A 15,707-nucleotide genomic window follows, 5' to 3' on the forward strand; every position below is an offset into this window, starting at 1 on the left:
TTTACGGATAAATTATACCCAACTATTTGAACACCATTGCTAATAGCTCCTACTCGATACGTGTTCCAATCGAAGTTCACAGTGGTAATTTTGGGATGCCTAGATTGAATCCACGACACGATTTCTTTTTCATGCTCTTTCAGCCATGCTAATTGCTTGTCTCTTGTCGATGCAAAAATAGTGTTTGCTTTCCAGTCCGGATTCGTGACATTCAAAGCCGTCACTCCACCTAGAGCTAATACTACGAGCGTACTACCGATTATTACAAATTTCCTTTTCATAACATCCCCACATTTCTAGCATTTACTCATAAATATCCAACAAGTTACCCTTATGAATTCTAGGTGGATGATTCATTCTTATTCTGGATAAGTTAGGAATGCTGTCCGATTTATCCAGTAGGAAATCTACCCAGATTACTGTTTCCGGAATATCATTAAACTTCCCCTCGACGGACAAATTATATCCAACATTCATTACACCATTGCTCACGGGGCCAACTTCAAGAGTTTTCCAGTCAAACTGCACTGTTTCTACCTTCGGATATTTCGAGTGAATCCACGCCACGATTTGTTTTTCGTGTTCTTTCAGCCATGCCAATTGCTTGTCTCTTGCCGTCGCAAAGATAGTATTCTCTCGCCAACTTGGACTGATTATGTTGAGCGCTGTCACTCCACCGACTGTCAGTAATAGGAGGGCGCTAGCTGTAATTGCTATTTTCTTTTTCATACCTAAACTCCAATCTTTTTAGATATCACTCGTATTTGTATAATACTCCGTCCTTTTTTATTCTCGGTGAATGGTTCATTCCGATTTGAGACATAATAGGTACATCCTCTTTTTTCTCCATTAAGAAATCCACTAAAATCAACGTTTCAGGAATTTCATTTACAGTACCTTTTACAGATAAATTATACCCAACATTCATCACACCATTACTTACTGCTCTTACCTTTACCGAATTCCAGTCAAATTGAATACTATTCACTTGTGGATAATGACTTTTGACCCACGCTACGATTTGTTTTTCATGCTCTTTCAGCCACGCTAATTGCTTGTCTCTTGTTGTCGCAAAACTGGTGTTTTCTCTCCAACTCGGATTGATCACGTTGATTGCTGTCACTCCACCCACCGTCAGTAACAGGAGGGCGCTGCCGATCATTGCTGTTTTCTTTTTCATACGAATTCCTACTTTTCACCGAGATACTTAATCTTGATACCTTCTATTGACACTTTCTCATTAGGAGCCAAAGACTTTTTCTTTTTGATACTTTTAAAATCCTCCCGAGGACTGAGGGCGATAATCCCATCTTGACTATTCAAGTATTCATAATGAAAAATTGATAAATTGGATACCATCGAGTCATCATTATTAATCTTTACTTTCAATATATAGCTTCCCGTACTATTGTTCTTGGTAAAACTGATAAACTCCACTTCTTTAACTTCATACCCTCTAGCAATCCACGTAACCACATTGTTTTGTTGTTCCTTCGTGATTTGCGGTTTAAAGAAACACCCCACCAAGAAACAAAGCCCGAGTAGCATGATTCCTAGTTTTTTAACTTTCTTCATTGTTATCCCTCTCTGATTTCAACTAATTCAATCATCCCTGAATTAACATAATATCCTACAGGAATTGCACCTGTTGTTAGCATGAAACTTAGCAATGCGATGATTCCATTTAGAATTAAAATAATTACTTCTGCTCCATCATTTAAATATAGAAATATTAAGAATAAAATAGCATTCATTCCAAAACATATATATCCGGTATAATCTCTTTTTGATTTTGGTTTAAAAACAAACGTGCATTTTGAAAGATTTGACCCTAATCTTCTCATCGCCTTTTTATGCGAAAGTGATAAAGAGATTTTTACAAAAATAGATGCAAAAATCATCGTGAATAGATACAGTGACAACTTTAGCAACCATTGTTGACTAACTTCCAGAGCAATAAACGTATTTTTCAAAAGGAAATATAATCCAGCAGAGATTGGTTGCATCGCAATGACCAGACTTGTCGTTGGTCTATATAAAGGTTTTTGTCTCACATCAAATTGAACATTATTTTTATCGATTTCATAGCCAGTAACAGTAATGGTTTCAGGCAAAAATCCCCACACTGTTCCTTTAGAGTTTATCGAACTAGAATCAACCACATATCTTTTTTTATTCGATGCTTCAACAATCTGATAACATCCGATATTCGAATTTGAAAACTTCAACTGTACCATTCAATCACCTCCTGACCAGATTAGCGATAGCGTTACTAAATCTCTTTTATACTTTCTAAAATAAAGACTTGTTTGCTGTAATACAAATCTACAGGACACATCCCTAGACAAACAATAAAGAACACTAGTGAAAGCAACGAATTCATCACTAGAAGCGCTCCTTCTGTTCCATCATTCACGTTTAAAAATACCAAGAATAAAGCGCCAATAATAGCTACAAAAAGATATCCTGAAAATCTTCTTTGCGAATGCACTTTAAATGTAGCTCTATATCTTTTTGATTGTTCCGGAAGGTTCTCTTTCGCTTGCTTGTCATAAACATAGAAGTAAAACTTTGCAAGAAGAAAAGAAATGAACAGCGAACAAGCAAACAGGAAAAACTTCATAAAAAGTTGCTGATACAAAGGATTCGTTGCAAAAAAGTCGGTAATCATTCGAAAAGTGAGTGTACTAAACACTTGCACCGCACCCGTAAGGCCTACAAACTCTTTTGTCATTGTGGCTTTTTGCTCAAATGCTGTATTGTTTGGATCGATTTCAATCATATCCACACTTACAGAAGATGAAAGGTTTCCAAATTCTAATAATTTGTTCGATATCGTACGGGTATCCATCACATAGGTTTTTCCATTTGAATCTGTAACAAATTTATAAAAAGTAAACTTCGTCCATCTGATGTCTAGCTCGTTCAAATTTCATTTCCTCCCGAAAAAATTAAATAAAAGTCATTATTATTTCATTATATACTGTAAGGGTTTCATTGACTATTTTTTTCCTAAAAAAAGAACCCAGCATTACTGCTAGGTTCCACTTCTTCGGCCGCTGTAGCCAATTAATATTTTATTCTTCTACCCCTAGTAATAGGTTCACTAGGATATCCACTGTAACATTCCCGAAGTAACGACGGATGTCGATGGCTTCGAAGGCTGTTGTTAAGTCTTCGCGGTTGTATCCAACGCCTACTAGCGCTTTTTCTACATCACTGATTTCTCCAAGACCGAAGAAGTCTCCGTTAATCTTAATGTCTTTGATGGCATTCTTTTCAACGTTCAAACTGAACTCGATTTGTCCGGCTGGGGTACGTTTAGATTGTTTGAATTCGAATTTTGGATTCTTTCCGTAGTTCCAATCAGGATTATTGAAGTACTTGCTGCGTAATTCTTCTACACGCACCCAGTCTTCATCCGTTAGAACATACTCTTTAATCGTAGACGTATCTTCCACATTGAAGATGTTTTTCAAGAGCACTTCGCGGAATTGTAAGATATCTAAGTCTTGATATTCAGGCGCTAAGTAAGGTTTGATATTGGTCACGCGTGAACGAACTGACTTGATTCCTTTTGACGCGATTTTCTCTTGTTTTGGACGTAAAATTTGTGGCAAAATGCTCACATCTAGATCCAGCATTAATGTTCCGTGCGCTGTTAAACGGCCATTGTTTGAGTACATCGCATTTCCAGAGAATTTCTTACCGTCAATCAGAAGGTCGTTACGTCCTTGTAACTCTGCTCCTGTTGCCCCCATTTTATGGAGGGCTTCAATCACAGGTTCTGTGAATTTTCCGAAATCACGGAAGCTATCGCCGTCATCTTCTGTAATGAAGCAGAAACAAATATTTCCCATATCGTGATACACAGCTCCACCACCTGAGAAACGACGAACGACTTGTACACCAAGTTTATCAACACCATCTTGATTGATTTCTTCGATGGTATTTTGGTTTTTCCCGATGATAATCGCATTTTCGTTAATATAAAATAACAAAATTGGTTCATCCAGTTTCTTTTCGTTTAATAAGAAATATTCGATGGCTAAGTTTGTCGTTGCATCGTAGATTTCTTTCCCATTTCGTTGATTTTTTACATAAAACATCTAAAAATCCCCTCGCTTTAACTGATAGTTCTAGCGTAATCATACCATAACCGTCCTCCTCACACATAAGAAAGAAGCTTGATTTCACACTGTTTTTACTCCACTCCAACACGCAATTACCATATATGGTAATTGCAGCTTTTCAACAAGAAAAAACGCACCCTGTCCAGGATGCGCTTTGTATAATGTTAGTATGCCCACGCGATGAGCAAGTAGATGAAGGTTGAACCAAACATGTCTGCCAATGCGTGCATAAGGAAGAAGGGTAATAAGTTTTTGACCACTTTCTTGTACATGAAGTAGTAGAACAATCCGTACACTACACCGATAATGAGTGCCCAAAGCATGCCTTGATAAGTGTGGAATGAAAAACGAACTAGTGTTGAGAATGCTAAGGCCTTCCACTGATGTTCTTCCTTCACCGATGTCATTAATCCAAGGAAGAAGAACTCTTCGTAGAATCCATTTAATAGCCCATAAGCGATGGCCATTGGAGATAACGCTAAGAACTTATTGATGATTTCCTGTGGGTTCATGAACGGGACGAGCGCTGGATCGAAGTAGTTGTATTCGCCGCTCAGCGTTGTTACAACGTCGCCGAAGAGTCCGACAATCGTGAATAATAACGGTACCCAGATGAGTACGGACCAGTGAAAACGAATCTTCAACTGCTTGAAGTCGTAATGACGGATGACTAAGTACAAGAGTGCAATCGCTAGTAAAATCACCTGTAAGGTAAAGTTACTTGAATACGCTACCCCGTCGCTATAGGACGTTGTCGTCTCGGTATACGGTTGGACCACTTCTGTTACTGGTTGTAAACTCTGTAGAAATTGTTGTGTGGATCGGATGATAAACTCCCCGAACATGATAATCGTCACGATAAAGATGTCAACCCACTTTAAGGTTTTTAATGGTTCTTTTGGTCTGATTTTAGTTAAAACAGTCATGATTGGTTCCCTCTTTTCCTTATTGTATCAAAACACTGTTCTATTTAAAGAAAATCGCTTCTTTCTTTTAGCGTCTTCCTTAATAAGAGAATACTCCTTAAAACTAAAATGAACCTAAAATCAAAAAAATTCTACAAAAAAAGTGACTCCCTTACAGAAGTCACTAACTAATCTTCTAAAAGAAGCGTCTCGGTATTTCGATGAACAAGATAACAAGAAGCCCATTACTAAGGCTATGTAATAAGATTGCGTCGAACAAACTTCTTCTTCGTTCATACACAAGAAAAAGAACAATAGAGATAATAAGATAATATATAAACTGTATCCAATTGTGGATATACGTAAAATGAAGAGCTGCAAATAGAATTGATACGATGGACATTCTAATAAAAGTATTTACTTTTCCTCGAAGCAAATTATTCAGAAATCCTCTAAAAACAAATTCTTCTACAAAAGGTGCAATAAACACTAATTCTAGTGCATCTAAAGCAAAAATAAATTTGTCTGTTGTTAGTGTTAGATTTGCTGTAAAGAAAAAATCAACTAGTTTTGATCGTCCTGTCCCGTATGCCCATGAACTCCACAAATTATAAATCAAATAGCTTGAAAATCTGAGAGCAATATACGTTACAAAAACAAAAATTAAATCCATCAGTTGAATCTTTCTTTTTACTGTTGGCTTAAATAATTTTGTGTGTACTTTGTACATACAAAATACCAAAATGCCAACGCAAATAATCGTCACAATTAACTCCCACATATCCGCTTGACGACCTAGATTCCACAAATTCATTTTGAACACAAATTCAATTCCTTCATTTATGGCAATCTTCATTACAAAAAAGAATAGAACCCAAAGCGGTTTTTTCATTCGAGCACCCATTTACTTCTACCTCACATGTTTTTTCCTTATATTACCGTTTTATAGCAGACACTGTCAATTTGAGATTCTAAAAAAAGCAGACTAGCGTTGTACTAGTCTGCTCTCATTGATTATTTCTGACGGATTGTAAATCCTTTGTCAGATTTCTTTTTGTTGTTACGGCGGCGAGAATCTTTCCCTTTATATCCGCGTGTATATTCGTCTTCTAAGCCACGGCCACGACGGTCTTCTTTACGCTTGAAGCTTCCTTTTCCGTTACGTCCGCGATTGTCTTTACGGTCGCTACGGTTGTAGTTCCCACGGCTGTTGCCACGTTTGCGGCTTGGCAATGGACGTTCTGGCGTGATTTTAACTGGAATTTCAGTTGGGTCTTTAATCATGCTCTTCAGTAATAGAGCTGCCAATTCTTCTGGTTCGTACTCGTCTAATAAGTAAGATACCGCTTCTTTGAAACGTCTTGGTTCCACAGTCTTCATCATTTCGTCGATAGACTCGATGGCTGTTTTTGTTTGTCCTTCCAAGGCTTCTGTTTGCGTTGGTGGACGAAGGCTTGTCATACGTTTACGCGTTAATTCTTCAATCACGCGTAAGTAGTCCATTTCGTTTGGTGTCACGAATGTTACAGACATTCCTTCTTGACCCGCACGACCTGTACGTCCGATACGGTGTACATAGCTTTCTGGGTCTTGTGGGATATCGTAGTTATAGACGTGTGTAACGCCAGAGATATCTAGTCCACGTGCCGCCACGTCTGTAGCGACTAAGATGTCTAAATGGTTGTTCTTGAAGTCACGAAGAACGCTCATACGTTTTTGTTGGCTTAAGTCCCCGTGGATTCCTTCTGCACGGTAGCCACGCATTTCAAGTCCACGTGCTAATTCGTCTACGCGACGTTTTGTACGTCCGAATACGATGGTTAATTCAGGCGTTTGAACGTCTAATAAACGTGTCATAATGTCGAATTTCTCGTAGTCTTTACATTTTACGAAATATTGATCGATTAATGTCGCAGTCATCTCATTTGATTTGATACGAACATGTTCTGGATCTTTCATAAATTGAACACCGATACGTTTAATATCATCTGGCATTGTTGCAGAAAATAAAAGCGTTTGGCGGTTTTCTGGAACTTGTTTGATAATCGATTCGATATCTTCCAAGAATCCCATGTTTAACATTTCATCCGCTTCGTCTAAGACAAGTGTTTCCACTGTCGCAAGTTTTAATGTACGGCGTGAAATGTGGTCTAATAAACGACCTGGAGTTCCCACAACGATTTGTGGATTTTCTTTTAATTGGCGGATTTGACGGTTAATGTCTGCTCCACCGTAAACGGCTTGTACACGAACTTTTTTGTCGCGTCCGAGACGGAACAATTCTTCTTGTGTTTGAATCGCAAGTTCACGAGTTGGTGCGATAACAAGTCCTTGTACGCCTTTTTTACTTGGGTCGATTTTTTGAAGCATTGGCAAACCAAATGAAGCTGTTTTACCAGTCCCTGTTTGCGCTTGTCCAATTACATCTAAACCTGCTAGCGCTTTTGGAATGGTTTGTGCTTGAATGGGAGTTGCTTCCTCAAACCCCATTTTTTCGATAGATTCTAGTAAGGCAGAATCCAATCCTAATTCATTAAATTTCATATTTTCCTCCTTGGATACTTCGGTGAGAAGCACACGAGGGATTTCCCTTCATAACAAAAGTCTGGAGCTTTTCGTAAGAGCACCAGACTTCTACAATCGTTTAAATTTCAAACTATCTATTATAAATGTGTGTACATTTCTCAACTCAGCGAATAGTATAGCACGCTTCCAGCGAGAATGCAAAGAATACAGACCGCCGACTCCTGCTTTTTATTCTTTGAAAATGCTTTTATAACAAGTTTTTGACTGAGTGCTGATTCCTTCAAATCCTTGCGGATTTTTTTATAATGGCTGTAATGGGGCACCGGCTTGAGCCACGGTCTCAAGCTCTTTCAAGATTCAAACGTACTCTAGAAAATAAATTTTCAAGAGTACGTAATTCACTTTGAATGCTATTCCCCATTACTACCATTATAAAATCCGCTAGATTCTTCGGAATCAGCGTCAATTAACTTGGAATAGCAGTTTCAAAATAAAAAGCGGGAGGAGGTGGGAGGTTTGCTTCTCGGGGTGCGGTTGAGAAATGGGGACACTTTATAATGGATCGTTCTCCATGAGGGGACAAAAAAGCGAGGGACGTTGTGCGTCTCTCGCTTTCCTTTATATTTGTTATTCTGCTTTTAAGGCATCGACAACGGAGAGTAAGCCTGTGCCGTTGCTTGATTTAATAAGGACTTGGTCGCCTTCTTTAAGTTCGGCTTTCAAGTCAGCAATCAAGGCTTCTTTGTCCATGTAATGGTGAAGAGCTGCTATTTCAAACTGGCCTTTCAACGCATCATAGAGTGCTTCCATTTCTTCACCGTACAAGTACACAAGAGCAACTTCGTTTGGAGAAATGACTTCTGAGATGCTGGCGTGCAATTCTTTTGAATGTTCACCGAGCTCGCGGATGTCTCCAAGAACGAGAACGCGACGTCCTGTTGCGTCCACTGAAACGAATGATTTGATGACGGATTTCATCGCGATTGGGCTGGCGTTGTAAGCATCATTCAAGATGGCTACTCCGTTTTGGCCTTTCACCCATTGTGTACGGTTCTTCGTCAATTCGAAGTTCGCTAAGGCTGACACGATATCTGAAAGTGGAACGTCTAATGTGCGTGCAATTTCAATCGCTAAAAGCGCGTTTGAAACGTTGTACGCTCCAAGGACTGGTAAAGTTACCGCCACTGTTTCAGTTGGTGTCACTAATTCAAACGCGGTGTGGTCTGAATACAGTTCGATGTTACGTGCTGAGAGTTCCTTGCTTCCTTCGCCGACTGTAACGATGTTGAAGTTTGCTGGTTTTTCAGCTTGTGCAATGCCTGCTGTAATTAAGTCTTCATGTGCTGGATAAATAAAAGTTCCGTTTTCCTGTAGTCCAGAAAGGATTTCAAGTTTGGCTATAGCAATGCCTTCCTTACTTCCCAATTGTTCCATATGCGATTCACCGATGAGCGTAATCGCAACGACTTCTGGACGTGCTAATTTTGATAGAAACTCGATTTCGTGGAATTCACTCATTCCCATCTCTAAGACAAGTGCTTCGGTTGATTCCGGCATATCTAAAATCGTTTGCGGTAAGCCGATATCGTTATTGAAGTTTCCTTGTGTTTTATAGACACGGTAGCGTGAGCTAAGAGCGGCTGCTGTCATATCTTTTGTCGTTGTCTTCCCAGAACTTCCTGTAATTCCAACGACACGAGGAGATACTTTTTCTAAGTACCATTTCGCTAATTTTTGAAACGCTTCAAGTGGATCATCTACCCAGATTGCGCAAATGCCTTCTGGTGGTGTAAGATCTTTTCTTCCCCATAACACTGCTGTTGCGCCTGCTTGAATCGCTTGTTCTATATAATCATGTCCGTCCGTTTGACCTTGAAGTGGCACGAAAAGACTGTTTGGTCCTAATTTTCGTGTATCAAAGGCTACTGACTCAATCGTTTCGAATCGATGTGCCGATTGATAATCAATCGCGCCAACTGCTTTCGTAATTTCGGCAACTGTTCCAATACTCATCGTTCTTCTCCTTACTCTGCGTGACGATCGTTATAGCGTTTAAGGGCTAAACGAATCAATTCTTCCACTAAATCTTTATAAGAAATCCCCATTGCTTCCCATAATTTCGGATACATACTAAATTGTGTGAATCCAGGCATTGTGTTCACTTCATTAATGAAAACTTCTTGTGTTTCAGTAAGGAAGAAATCACAACGGGTTAATCCACTACCATCAATCGCACGGAAAGCTGTTTCGGCATACTCACGAATTTTTGCGGAAACTTCCTCAGGAATTGCTGCTGGAATTTGAAGTGTTGTTGTATTGTTGATGTATTTTTCGTTGTAATCGTAGAATCCTGCTTGTTTGACAACTTCTCCAACAACTGAAGTATTCACTTCATCGTTTCCAAGAACCGCCACTTCAACTTCGCGGGCATCGATTCCTTGTTCTACAACAATTCGACGGTCGTATTTGAGAGCTTCCTCAATCGCAGTGGTTAATTCTTCACGATTTGTTGCTTTTGAAATCCCTACACTTGAGCCCATATTAGCAGGCTTCACAAACACTGGGTAACGCAGTGTCCCTTCAATACGATTGTAAATCGCTTCAGGAGATTTTTTGAAATCTGCCTTTACAAAAGGAACAAATGGCACTTGTGGAATTCCTGCTTGTTGGAAGAGATGCTTACTAGCAATTTTATCCATTCCATTGGCACTTGCTAAAACGCCACATCCTACATAAGGTAGATCTAGAATTTCAAAGAGGCCTTGAATGGTCCCGTCTTCTCCGTTTGGTCCATGTAAAATTGGAAAAACGACTGTATCCGGTCCTGCAATATCACTTGGTTGAATGCGAACTCCTGTAGATACTTCCCCTTCAACTGTTGCAAAACGAGCTTTGGGTCCTTCTGTTAAACGAAGCGCTTGATCAAAAGCAACCGGAGCTTTTAATGCTTCCCCTTTTAACCAAGTTCCTTCTTTTGTAATATACACGGGTTGTACATCGTAATATTCAAAATAAATCTCTTTAATAATTGATCCTGCCGTTAAGATTGAAATATCATGTTCGGCACTTTTCCCGCCATAAATGACAACAACTTTCATATGAATCCTCCAAACTATTCGCTTCCAGCGAACGACCAATCTATGTGGTCCATGTCTGTTATTTTAGATAATAACCTTGCACGTTACAGTATAACAAAACGGCGGAAGCCTTACAAGTTCAGACAAAATCAACAAAAAACACCTTCCAAAGATTCTCTTTGAAAAGTGTTTTAAATGGCATCCGTCATTGGTAATTTTGCTGAAATTTTCCAATTTTGATACGTTTCGTTATACGTTAATTGTCCAATGCGCACGTTTTGTGTCACTGCTTTATTTGCGTAATGGTAACGATCTTCCGTCAAGAAAATCGGTATTTCATAAACATCCTCTTGCTTATTCACTTGATCAAATGCCAAACTGATTCCTTCGCGGTAAAGAGGCATCATTTCTTTTAAAGCTTCAATCGAAATCGCTTCAGCTTCTTTTTCAGAACCAAAGAAGAAAAACTTCGGTGATTGATTTAAAATATCCGTCATCTCAATTTGTACTTGTCTTGATAAGAGCGGTAAAAACTGTTCGATTTTTCGATAATACACTTTAGAATATTCATTATCCAAACATAGGTAAATAAAATTATTTTGTAATTTATAGAAAAACGGCGAGTGTAAATGTGTTTTCGCATGAGAGATATAGAGCAAATCAGCAATCTCTTGCGGCGTGAGTTGATGAACGAATTCAATAGAGTCAAAATCAACCCAGTTTGATGGAGCTTCTTTTCCTTCTGCTACACCTTGAAGATATTCCAACACATTTTTGCGTCCTTTAATCCACATAAATCCAGTATAAGCATCATGAGTGGCAAGACTAGATTTCCCATTCAAAAGGAGGATATTTTGAGGGATTTCAGACTGTGGTAAGGCAGACAAATGGAACGCGATCGATTTAGCCAACACATGGTTCGATACGCTATCATAATGGATATACAATTGTTTTGCCACAGACTCCCACCTCCTAAGTTTTATAATCTCCATTATAAATGATTTTCAAACTATAAAACATATAAATTAGATTACATTTTACAATTGAACCGTTTTCTTTTGTAACAATTTAGCAACATTCTATACTAGATTTTCTAGCCTTTACACACAAAAAGAGTTGAAGTGATTTCTTCAACTCTCTTTCTCCCTTCTATAAGAGTGTCCATTCTTAGCATTTGACTTTCTGAGTGATTCTTTTCACCGCAATGTCTATTCTTTCAATCACTTCCCAATAATCTGTTGGAAAGTTCTTTAATTCAACAATATCCACAGGATCAAAATGATAGACTAAATGACGAATCACTTGGTGATGAAGAAATACAAGGTCTTTAAAATCCTCTAATGAAATAGATTCCAACCCTTCAATATACCTACATAATTCCTTATAAGATTCTTCGTGAAAGAGGCTTTCTTCATGTAGATAATAAAAGAACGTTCCTTCTTCCAGTAGTACATTTTTTCTAATGAATGACATCAACCTAACCTCTTTCCTTATCGCTAAAAAGTTCCACTTTCTGAAAACAAAAAGACTGAGGAAGCCCCCAGTCTAATTTTCTACATTTTTTCTAAACGTTTAATACGGTTTTCCGTTGAAGGGTGGGTTGCAAAAAGAGAATCTCCACTTTCTCCAAACGGATTCGAAATGTATAATGTTGCACTTTGTTTATTCGCTTCCGTCATTGGCGGCGCTTCAGAAATCTTTCTTAGGGCAGAAATAAGCCCATAAGGATTTCTTGTAAATTCGACTGCTGTTGCATCCGCTAAATATTCACGGTTTCTGGATAATGCGAGTTGTAAAATCGTCGACATAAATGGTCCAAGAATCATTGCGACTAGACCAATTACCATAAAAATTGCATTGGCTCCGTCTTCATCATCATTATCACTACTTCTTCTTCCGCCACCCCAGAACATCATTCGACTACCGAATTGAACCAGTAATGCGATGACTGCTCCAAGCGCAATAGCGATGGTTTGTAAACGAACATCATAGTTGCGAATATGCCCAAATTCATGAGCAATAACACCTTCCAATTCCTCACGATTTAATCGTTCAAGTAACCCTGTTGTCACTGCTACCGCAGCGGTTTGAGGCGAGCTTCCTGTTGCAAAAGCATTCGGAGATTCATCTTGAATAATAAACACTCGAGGCATTGGAACTTGAGCAACCATCGACATATCTGTCACAATATTCCATAACATTGGCGCTTGATTCTTATCCGTGATTTCTCGGGCATGATTTAACTGCATCACTACATTTGTCGCATTCGAAATCATCATCAATGAATAAATTCCACCAATCACTACAGCAAGGATTACTCCAGCTGTTGCATTATTTAATGTGAAATACCCAATACCGATTCCTACCGCGATGAAGAGCACCATATATAAAGCAATCACAACAATTGTTCTTCTTTTATTAGAAGCAATTTGCTGATGTAACATATCAGTACTCCTTCCTTCAGATTAACTATTGATTAGAATTTAACTTCAGGAACTTTACGAGCTTCTACTGGAGTTTCTAACAATTCTTCTTTTGTAAATCCACCGAATCCAGCAACAATGTTTGTTGGAATAGATTCAACAGAAATATTGTATTTCGCAACACTTGAATTGTACAATTGACGAGAATAAGAAATTTTGTTTTCTGTATTTGTCAATTCTTCTTGTAAGTTTAAGAAATTAGTGTTGGCTTTTAAATCTGGATAGCTTTCAGCCAAAGCAAAAACAGTTTTTAAAGCACCTGATAATTGGTTAGATGCATCCATTTTTTCTTGTGGTGAAACGTCATTTCCCATCCCAGCGATTTGGTTTCTCATCGCAATTACTTGAGATAATGTTTCTTGTTCGTGTTTTGCATATCCTTTAACCGTTTCAACAAGGTTTGGAATTAAGTCATTACGACGTTGCAACTGAACATCGATTTGTGCCCAAGCTTCCTTCACCCAGTTTTTTTGTTGTACAAGACTGTTGTAAGCGAAAACGCCCCAAATAACTAGCACAACGACAATTCCTAATATAGTATATAGTACTGACATATTGTCACGCTCCTTTAATTTAAGTACCCCTATTATACCATATTTTCAAAAATACGTGTAAAATAGAAGATAAGTATATTATATCAGATTACAAGGCTGTGTACATCCTTCTTTAGTGAAAATGAACAGCCTGAAGGAGATTTATGATTCAAAATCACTTTTTATCCCCCATCCAACAAGATATCCCTGAAAAGTATCCTTTGCCTATTCCTAAAGCATATATCGATTTTATTCGCAAAAATGGAGCAGGATACTTCAAAAACACTAAAATTTATACAAGCGAGCCTACTCGATTTGGGATTGATTATGCTTTGTGTAATGGAATTTGTGGCTTTACTTCGGGTGATTTGTTCCCTAGTATTCTTTGCGAAGAATGGCAAAATGAACAAACTTCTCTGCCTGAGTATTTGATTGTTTTCTTCCAAGATGGTCCTGTATATTATTGCTTTGATGTCCAAAAAGGCCCCCATTCAGAACCAAGTATTCGTTTGGTGGATACGGAAATGGATCAGTGGCTCACCTTAGCAGAGAACTTTTCTTCTTTTCTAGAGCAATTACACGAAACTACCGAAGAGATTTCTTATGATTCAAAAGATTGGATCTCTATTCATACTTTAAACCAACACATGGGACAAAGAAATATTCCCCATCAAGAAGAGCTACTAGAAATTCTGCAAGATACCGCTCCCCGGCTATTTCTTCGTTGGATAGCATACCTCTTGGAACATTCTAAAAATGAAAATGAGCGAAACATTGCTCTGGAGAGATTTCAGTTTGTTCAATCGTATCTCTCCTTACAATTTTCTTCGTATCCAGAATATCAAATCTGTTGTCAATACAGCCAACCAGAATCATAAAAAGGCTTTAGAACAATGTTCTAAAGCCTTTTTGATTACATATTCAATGTTGTAAATGAGTAAGGAACTAACTCCTCTAATTTTAATTCAAGGATATCTCCTTTTCCATTCAATAGAAATACTGGAGTTTCTGGTCCACAGAATTCAACCATGACTTGACGGCAAATATTACAAGGAGGTAGGAAGCCTTCTGTCTTTCCTGCAACTGCAATAGCTGCAATATCTCCTTGGCGATAGCCTTGCGAAGCTCCATAAAAAATAGCACTACGTTCGGCACAGTTTGTCACACCAAACGATACATTCTCCACATTCGCTCCTGTAATCACACGTCCATCCTTGTATAAAACAGCCGCACCTACAGGAAATTTGGAATAAGGACAGTAGGCATTTTTTAACACTTCTTTTGCTTGCTCCATAAGAGCTACTTTATCAATTGTCATTCGTTGAACTCCTTTTTAATTTGATTTACTGAATCGCTTGAACAAAGCGTGTTGCTATTTCCAGCGGACGAGTAATCGCTCCCCCAACAACAACCGTATAGGCTCCTTCTTCAAACATTCGTTTTGCTTGAGAAGGTTCATGAATACGTCCTTCTGCTACAACAGGAATCGTTAAGGTTTCACTGAGAAGACGAACCAATTCAAAGTTAGGGCTTTTATCTGTTGACTCTGTATACGGAGTATATCCATTCATCGTTGTTCCAACAAGATCAACGCCAGCTTTTTCAGCATTCACACCTTCCTCGAATGTTGAAATATCTGCCATTAATAAAAGATGAGGATATTTTTCCTTGATTTGATGGATAAAGTCATTAATCGTTATGCCATCAAAACGTGGACGTAATGTAGCATCCAAGGCTACAATATCCGCCCCTGCTTCTACTAATTCGTCTACTTCTCTCATCGTTACGGTAATATACTGTTCGCCACCTTCATAGTCTCTTTTTACAAGACCGATTAAAGGCACTTCTGGAAATAAATCTTTGATGGCTTTTACATCTCTTGCACTATTTGCTCGAATCCCTTTAGCACCAGCTTGTAATGCTGCTTTTGCCATATAGGGCATTAACGAAAAATCTGGATTATAAAGCGGTTCGTGCTCTAATGCTTGGCAAGAAACAATCAAATTTCCCTTTAAGATATCTAAAACATTCTTACTCATAGTCTTCTCTC

Annotated in this window: 19 protein-coding genes; 1 reads left to right on the forward strand and 18 read right to left on the reverse strand. The window is 38.4% G+C overall.

From position 1 onward, the window contains the following. The 16 genes from HMPREF3103_RS09615 to HMPREF3103_RS03855 all read right to left on the reverse strand — a co-directional run. On the reverse strand, nt 1-281 hold a 281-nt coding region (locus tag HMPREF3103_RS09615; RefSeq protein WP_246826953.1), incomplete at its 3' end, for a hypothetical protein. 22 nt (nt 282-303) lie between these two features. Next, nucleotides 304-729, reverse strand: coding sequence for a hypothetical protein (locus HMPREF3103_RS03785; protein ID WP_083278725.1), 426 nt, complete (start codon nt 727-729; stop codon nt 304-306). Nucleotides 730-754: 25 nt separating this feature from the next. Next, the gene (locus tag HMPREF3103_RS03790; protein ID WP_070437309.1) at nt 755-1,180 is read right to left on the reverse strand and encodes a hypothetical protein; all 426 of its coding nucleotides are present in this window, start codon (nt 1,178-1,180) and stop codon (nt 755-757) included. Nucleotides 1,181-1,188: 8 nt separating this feature from the next. Then, nucleotides 1,189-1,575 (reverse strand): hypothetical protein, encoded by a 387-nt coding sequence (locus HMPREF3103_RS03795; protein ID WP_246826954.1) that lies wholly within the window; start codon nt 1,573-1,575, stop codon nt 1,189-1,191. Between the two features lie 2 nt (nt 1,576-1,577). After that, a complete protein-coding gene (locus tag HMPREF3103_RS03800; protein ID WP_070437311.1) occupies nt 1,578-2,237 on the reverse strand; it encodes a DUF443 domain-containing protein in 660 nt (219 codons plus the stop codon). A gap of 35 nt (nt 2,238-2,272) precedes the next feature. Then, complete coding sequence (locus tag HMPREF3103_RS03805; protein ID WP_070437313.1) at nt 2,273-2,929, reverse strand: DUF443 domain-containing protein; 657 nt, start codon at nt 2,927-2,929, stop codon at nt 2,273-2,275. Between the two features lie 148 nt (nt 2,930-3,077). After that, nucleotides 3,078-4,109 (reverse strand): lipoate--protein ligase, encoded by a 1,032-nt coding sequence (locus HMPREF3103_RS03810; protein WP_070437315.1) that lies wholly within the window; start codon nt 4,107-4,109, stop codon nt 3,078-3,080. 188 nt (nt 4,110-4,297) lie between these two features. After that, nucleotides 4,298-5,059: a CPBP family intramembrane glutamic endopeptidase gene (locus HMPREF3103_RS03815; protein WP_070437317.1), complete on the reverse strand. Its 762-nt coding sequence runs from the start codon at nt 5,057-5,059 to the stop codon at nt 4,298-4,300. Between the two features lie 175 nt (nt 5,060-5,234). Then, entirely contained in the window at nt 5,235-5,942 is a 708-nt protein-coding gene (locus HMPREF3103_RS03820) for a CPBP family intramembrane glutamic endopeptidase (protein WP_070437319.1), read from the reverse strand. A 110-nt stretch (nt 5,943-6,052) separates the two neighbouring features. Next, nucleotides 6,053-7,582, reverse strand: a complete 1,530-nt coding sequence (locus tag HMPREF3103_RS03825) for a degradosome RNA helicase CshA (RefSeq protein ID WP_070437321.1) — start codon at nt 7,580-7,582, stop codon at nt 6,053-6,055. Nucleotides 7,583-8,191: 609 nt separating this feature from the next. Further along, nucleotides 8,192-9,577, reverse strand: coding sequence for a UDP-N-acetylmuramoyl-tripeptide--D-alanyl-D-alanine ligase (gene murF, locus HMPREF3103_RS03830; protein WP_070437323.1), 1,386 nt, complete (start codon nt 9,575-9,577; stop codon nt 8,192-8,194). Nucleotides 9,578-9,588: 11 nt separating this feature from the next. Further along, complete coding sequence (locus HMPREF3103_RS03835) at nt 9,589-10,662, reverse strand: D-alanine--D-alanine ligase (protein ID WP_070437325.1); 1,074 nt, start codon at nt 10,660-10,662, stop codon at nt 9,589-9,591. A gap of 170 nt (nt 10,663-10,832) precedes the next feature. Then, entirely contained in the window at nt 10,833-11,600 is a 768-nt protein-coding gene (locus HMPREF3103_RS03840) for a hypothetical protein (protein WP_083278726.1), read from the reverse strand. Nucleotides 11,601-11,808: 208 nt separating this feature from the next. Then, complete coding sequence (locus HMPREF3103_RS03845; protein WP_049555896.1) at nt 11,809-12,114, reverse strand: hypothetical protein; 306 nt, start codon at nt 12,112-12,114, stop codon at nt 11,809-11,811. An 80-nt stretch (nt 12,115-12,194) separates the two neighbouring features. Then, nucleotides 12,195-13,085 carry a zinc metalloprotease HtpX gene (gene htpX, locus HMPREF3103_RS03850; protein WP_005607040.1) on the reverse strand — a complete coding sequence of 297 codons (891 nt, stop codon included), beginning with the start codon at nt 13,083-13,085 and terminating at the stop codon, nt 12,195-12,197. 32 nt (nt 13,086-13,117) lie between these two features. Continuing rightward, nucleotides 13,118-13,678, reverse strand: a complete 561-nt coding sequence (locus HMPREF3103_RS03855; RefSeq protein WP_070437329.1) for a LemA family protein — start codon at nt 13,676-13,678, stop codon at nt 13,118-13,120. Between the two features lie 143 nt (nt 13,679-13,821). On the opposite strand from HMPREF3103_RS03855, the gene HMPREF3103_RS03860 reads away from it, so the two are divergent. Beyond that, on the forward strand, nt 13,822-14,535 hold the full coding sequence (locus tag HMPREF3103_RS03860; protein ID WP_070437331.1) for an SMI1/KNR4 family protein: 714 nt from the start codon (nt 13,822-13,824) through the stop codon (nt 14,533-14,535). Between the two features lie 35 nt (nt 14,536-14,570). Here HMPREF3103_RS03860 and HMPREF3103_RS03865 read toward each other — a convergent pair whose 3' ends face one another. Beyond that, nucleotides 14,571-14,975 carry a cytidine deaminase gene (locus HMPREF3103_RS03865; protein ID WP_039849142.1) on the reverse strand — a complete coding sequence of 135 codons (405 nt, stop codon included), beginning with the start codon at nt 14,973-14,975 and terminating at the stop codon, nt 14,571-14,573. Nucleotides 14,976-15,000: 25 nt separating this feature from the next. Then, complete coding sequence (locus HMPREF3103_RS03870) at nt 15,001-15,696, reverse strand: N-acetylmannosamine-6-phosphate 2-epimerase (RefSeq protein WP_070437333.1); 696 nt, start codon at nt 15,694-15,696, stop codon at nt 15,001-15,003. Nucleotides 15,697-15,707 lie beyond the last annotated feature (11 nt).

The organism is Granulicatella sp. HMSC30F09 (assembly GCF_001806915.1).
Lineage (GTDB): Bacteria > Bacillota > Bacilli > Lactobacillales > Aerococcaceae > Granulicatella > Granulicatella adiacens.

What these genes read in the sequence shown, in the direction of transcription:
- HMPREF3103_RS03785 (WP_083278725.1), bottom strand. Translation starts at nt 729, where the DNA reads ATGAAAAAGAAAATAGCAATTACAGCTAGCGCCCTCCTATTACTGACA.
- HMPREF3103_RS03790 (WP_070437309.1), bottom strand. Translation starts at nt 1,180, where the DNA reads ATGAAAAAGAAAACAGCAATGATCGGCAGCGCCCTCCTGTTACTGACG.
- HMPREF3103_RS03795 (WP_246826954.1), bottom strand. Translation starts at nt 1,575, where the DNA reads ATGAAGAAAGTTAAAAAACTAGGAATCATGCTACTCGGGCTTTGTTTC.
- HMPREF3103_RS03800 (WP_070437311.1), bottom strand. Translation starts at nt 2,237, where the DNA reads ATGGTACAGTTGAAGTTTTCAAATTCGAATATCGGATGTTATCAGATT.
- HMPREF3103_RS03810 (WP_070437315.1), bottom strand. Translation starts at nt 4,109, where the DNA reads ATGTTTTATGTAAAAAATCAACGAAATGGGAAAGAAATCTACGATGCA.
- HMPREF3103_RS03815 (WP_070437317.1), bottom strand. Translation starts at nt 5,059, where the DNA reads ATGACTGTTTTAACTAAAATCAGACCAAAAGAACCATTAAAAACCTTA.
- HMPREF3103_RS03820 (WP_070437319.1), bottom strand. Translation starts at nt 5,942, where the DNA reads ATGGGTGCTCGAATGAAAAAACCGCTTTGGGTTCTATTCTTTTTTGTA.
- HMPREF3103_RS03825 (WP_070437321.1), bottom strand. Translation starts at nt 7,582, where the DNA reads ATGAAATTTAATGAATTAGGATTGGATTCTGCCTTACTAGAATCTATC.
- murF (WP_070437323.1), bottom strand. Translation starts at nt 9,577, where the DNA reads ATGAGTATTGGAACAGTTGCCGAAATTACGAAAGCAGTTGGCGCGATT.
- HMPREF3103_RS03835 (WP_070437325.1), bottom strand. Translation starts at nt 10,662, where the DNA reads ATGAAAGTTGTTGTCATTTATGGCGGGAAAAGTGCCGAACATGATATT.
- HMPREF3103_RS03845 (WP_049555896.1), bottom strand. Translation starts at nt 12,114, where the DNA reads ATGTCATTCATTAGAAAAAATGTACTACTGGAAGAAGGAACGTTCTTT.
- htpX (WP_005607040.1), bottom strand. Translation starts at nt 13,085, where the DNA reads ATGTTACATCAGCAAATTGCTTCTAATAAAAGAAGAACAATTGTTGTG.
- HMPREF3103_RS03855 (WP_070437329.1), bottom strand. Translation starts at nt 13,678, where the DNA reads ATGTCAGTACTATATACTATATTAGGAATTGTCGTTGTGCTAGTTATT.
- HMPREF3103_RS03860 (WP_070437331.1), top strand. Translation starts at nt 13,822, where the DNA reads ATGATTCAAAATCACTTTTTATCCCCCATCCAACAAGATATCCCTGAA.
- HMPREF3103_RS03865 (WP_039849142.1), bottom strand. Translation starts at nt 14,975, where the DNA reads ATGACAATTGATAAAGTAGCTCTTATGGAGCAAGCAAAAGAAGTGTTA.
- HMPREF3103_RS03870 (WP_070437333.1), bottom strand. Translation starts at nt 15,696, where the DNA reads ATGAGTAAGAATGTTTTAGATATCTTAAAGGGAAATTTGATTGTTTCT.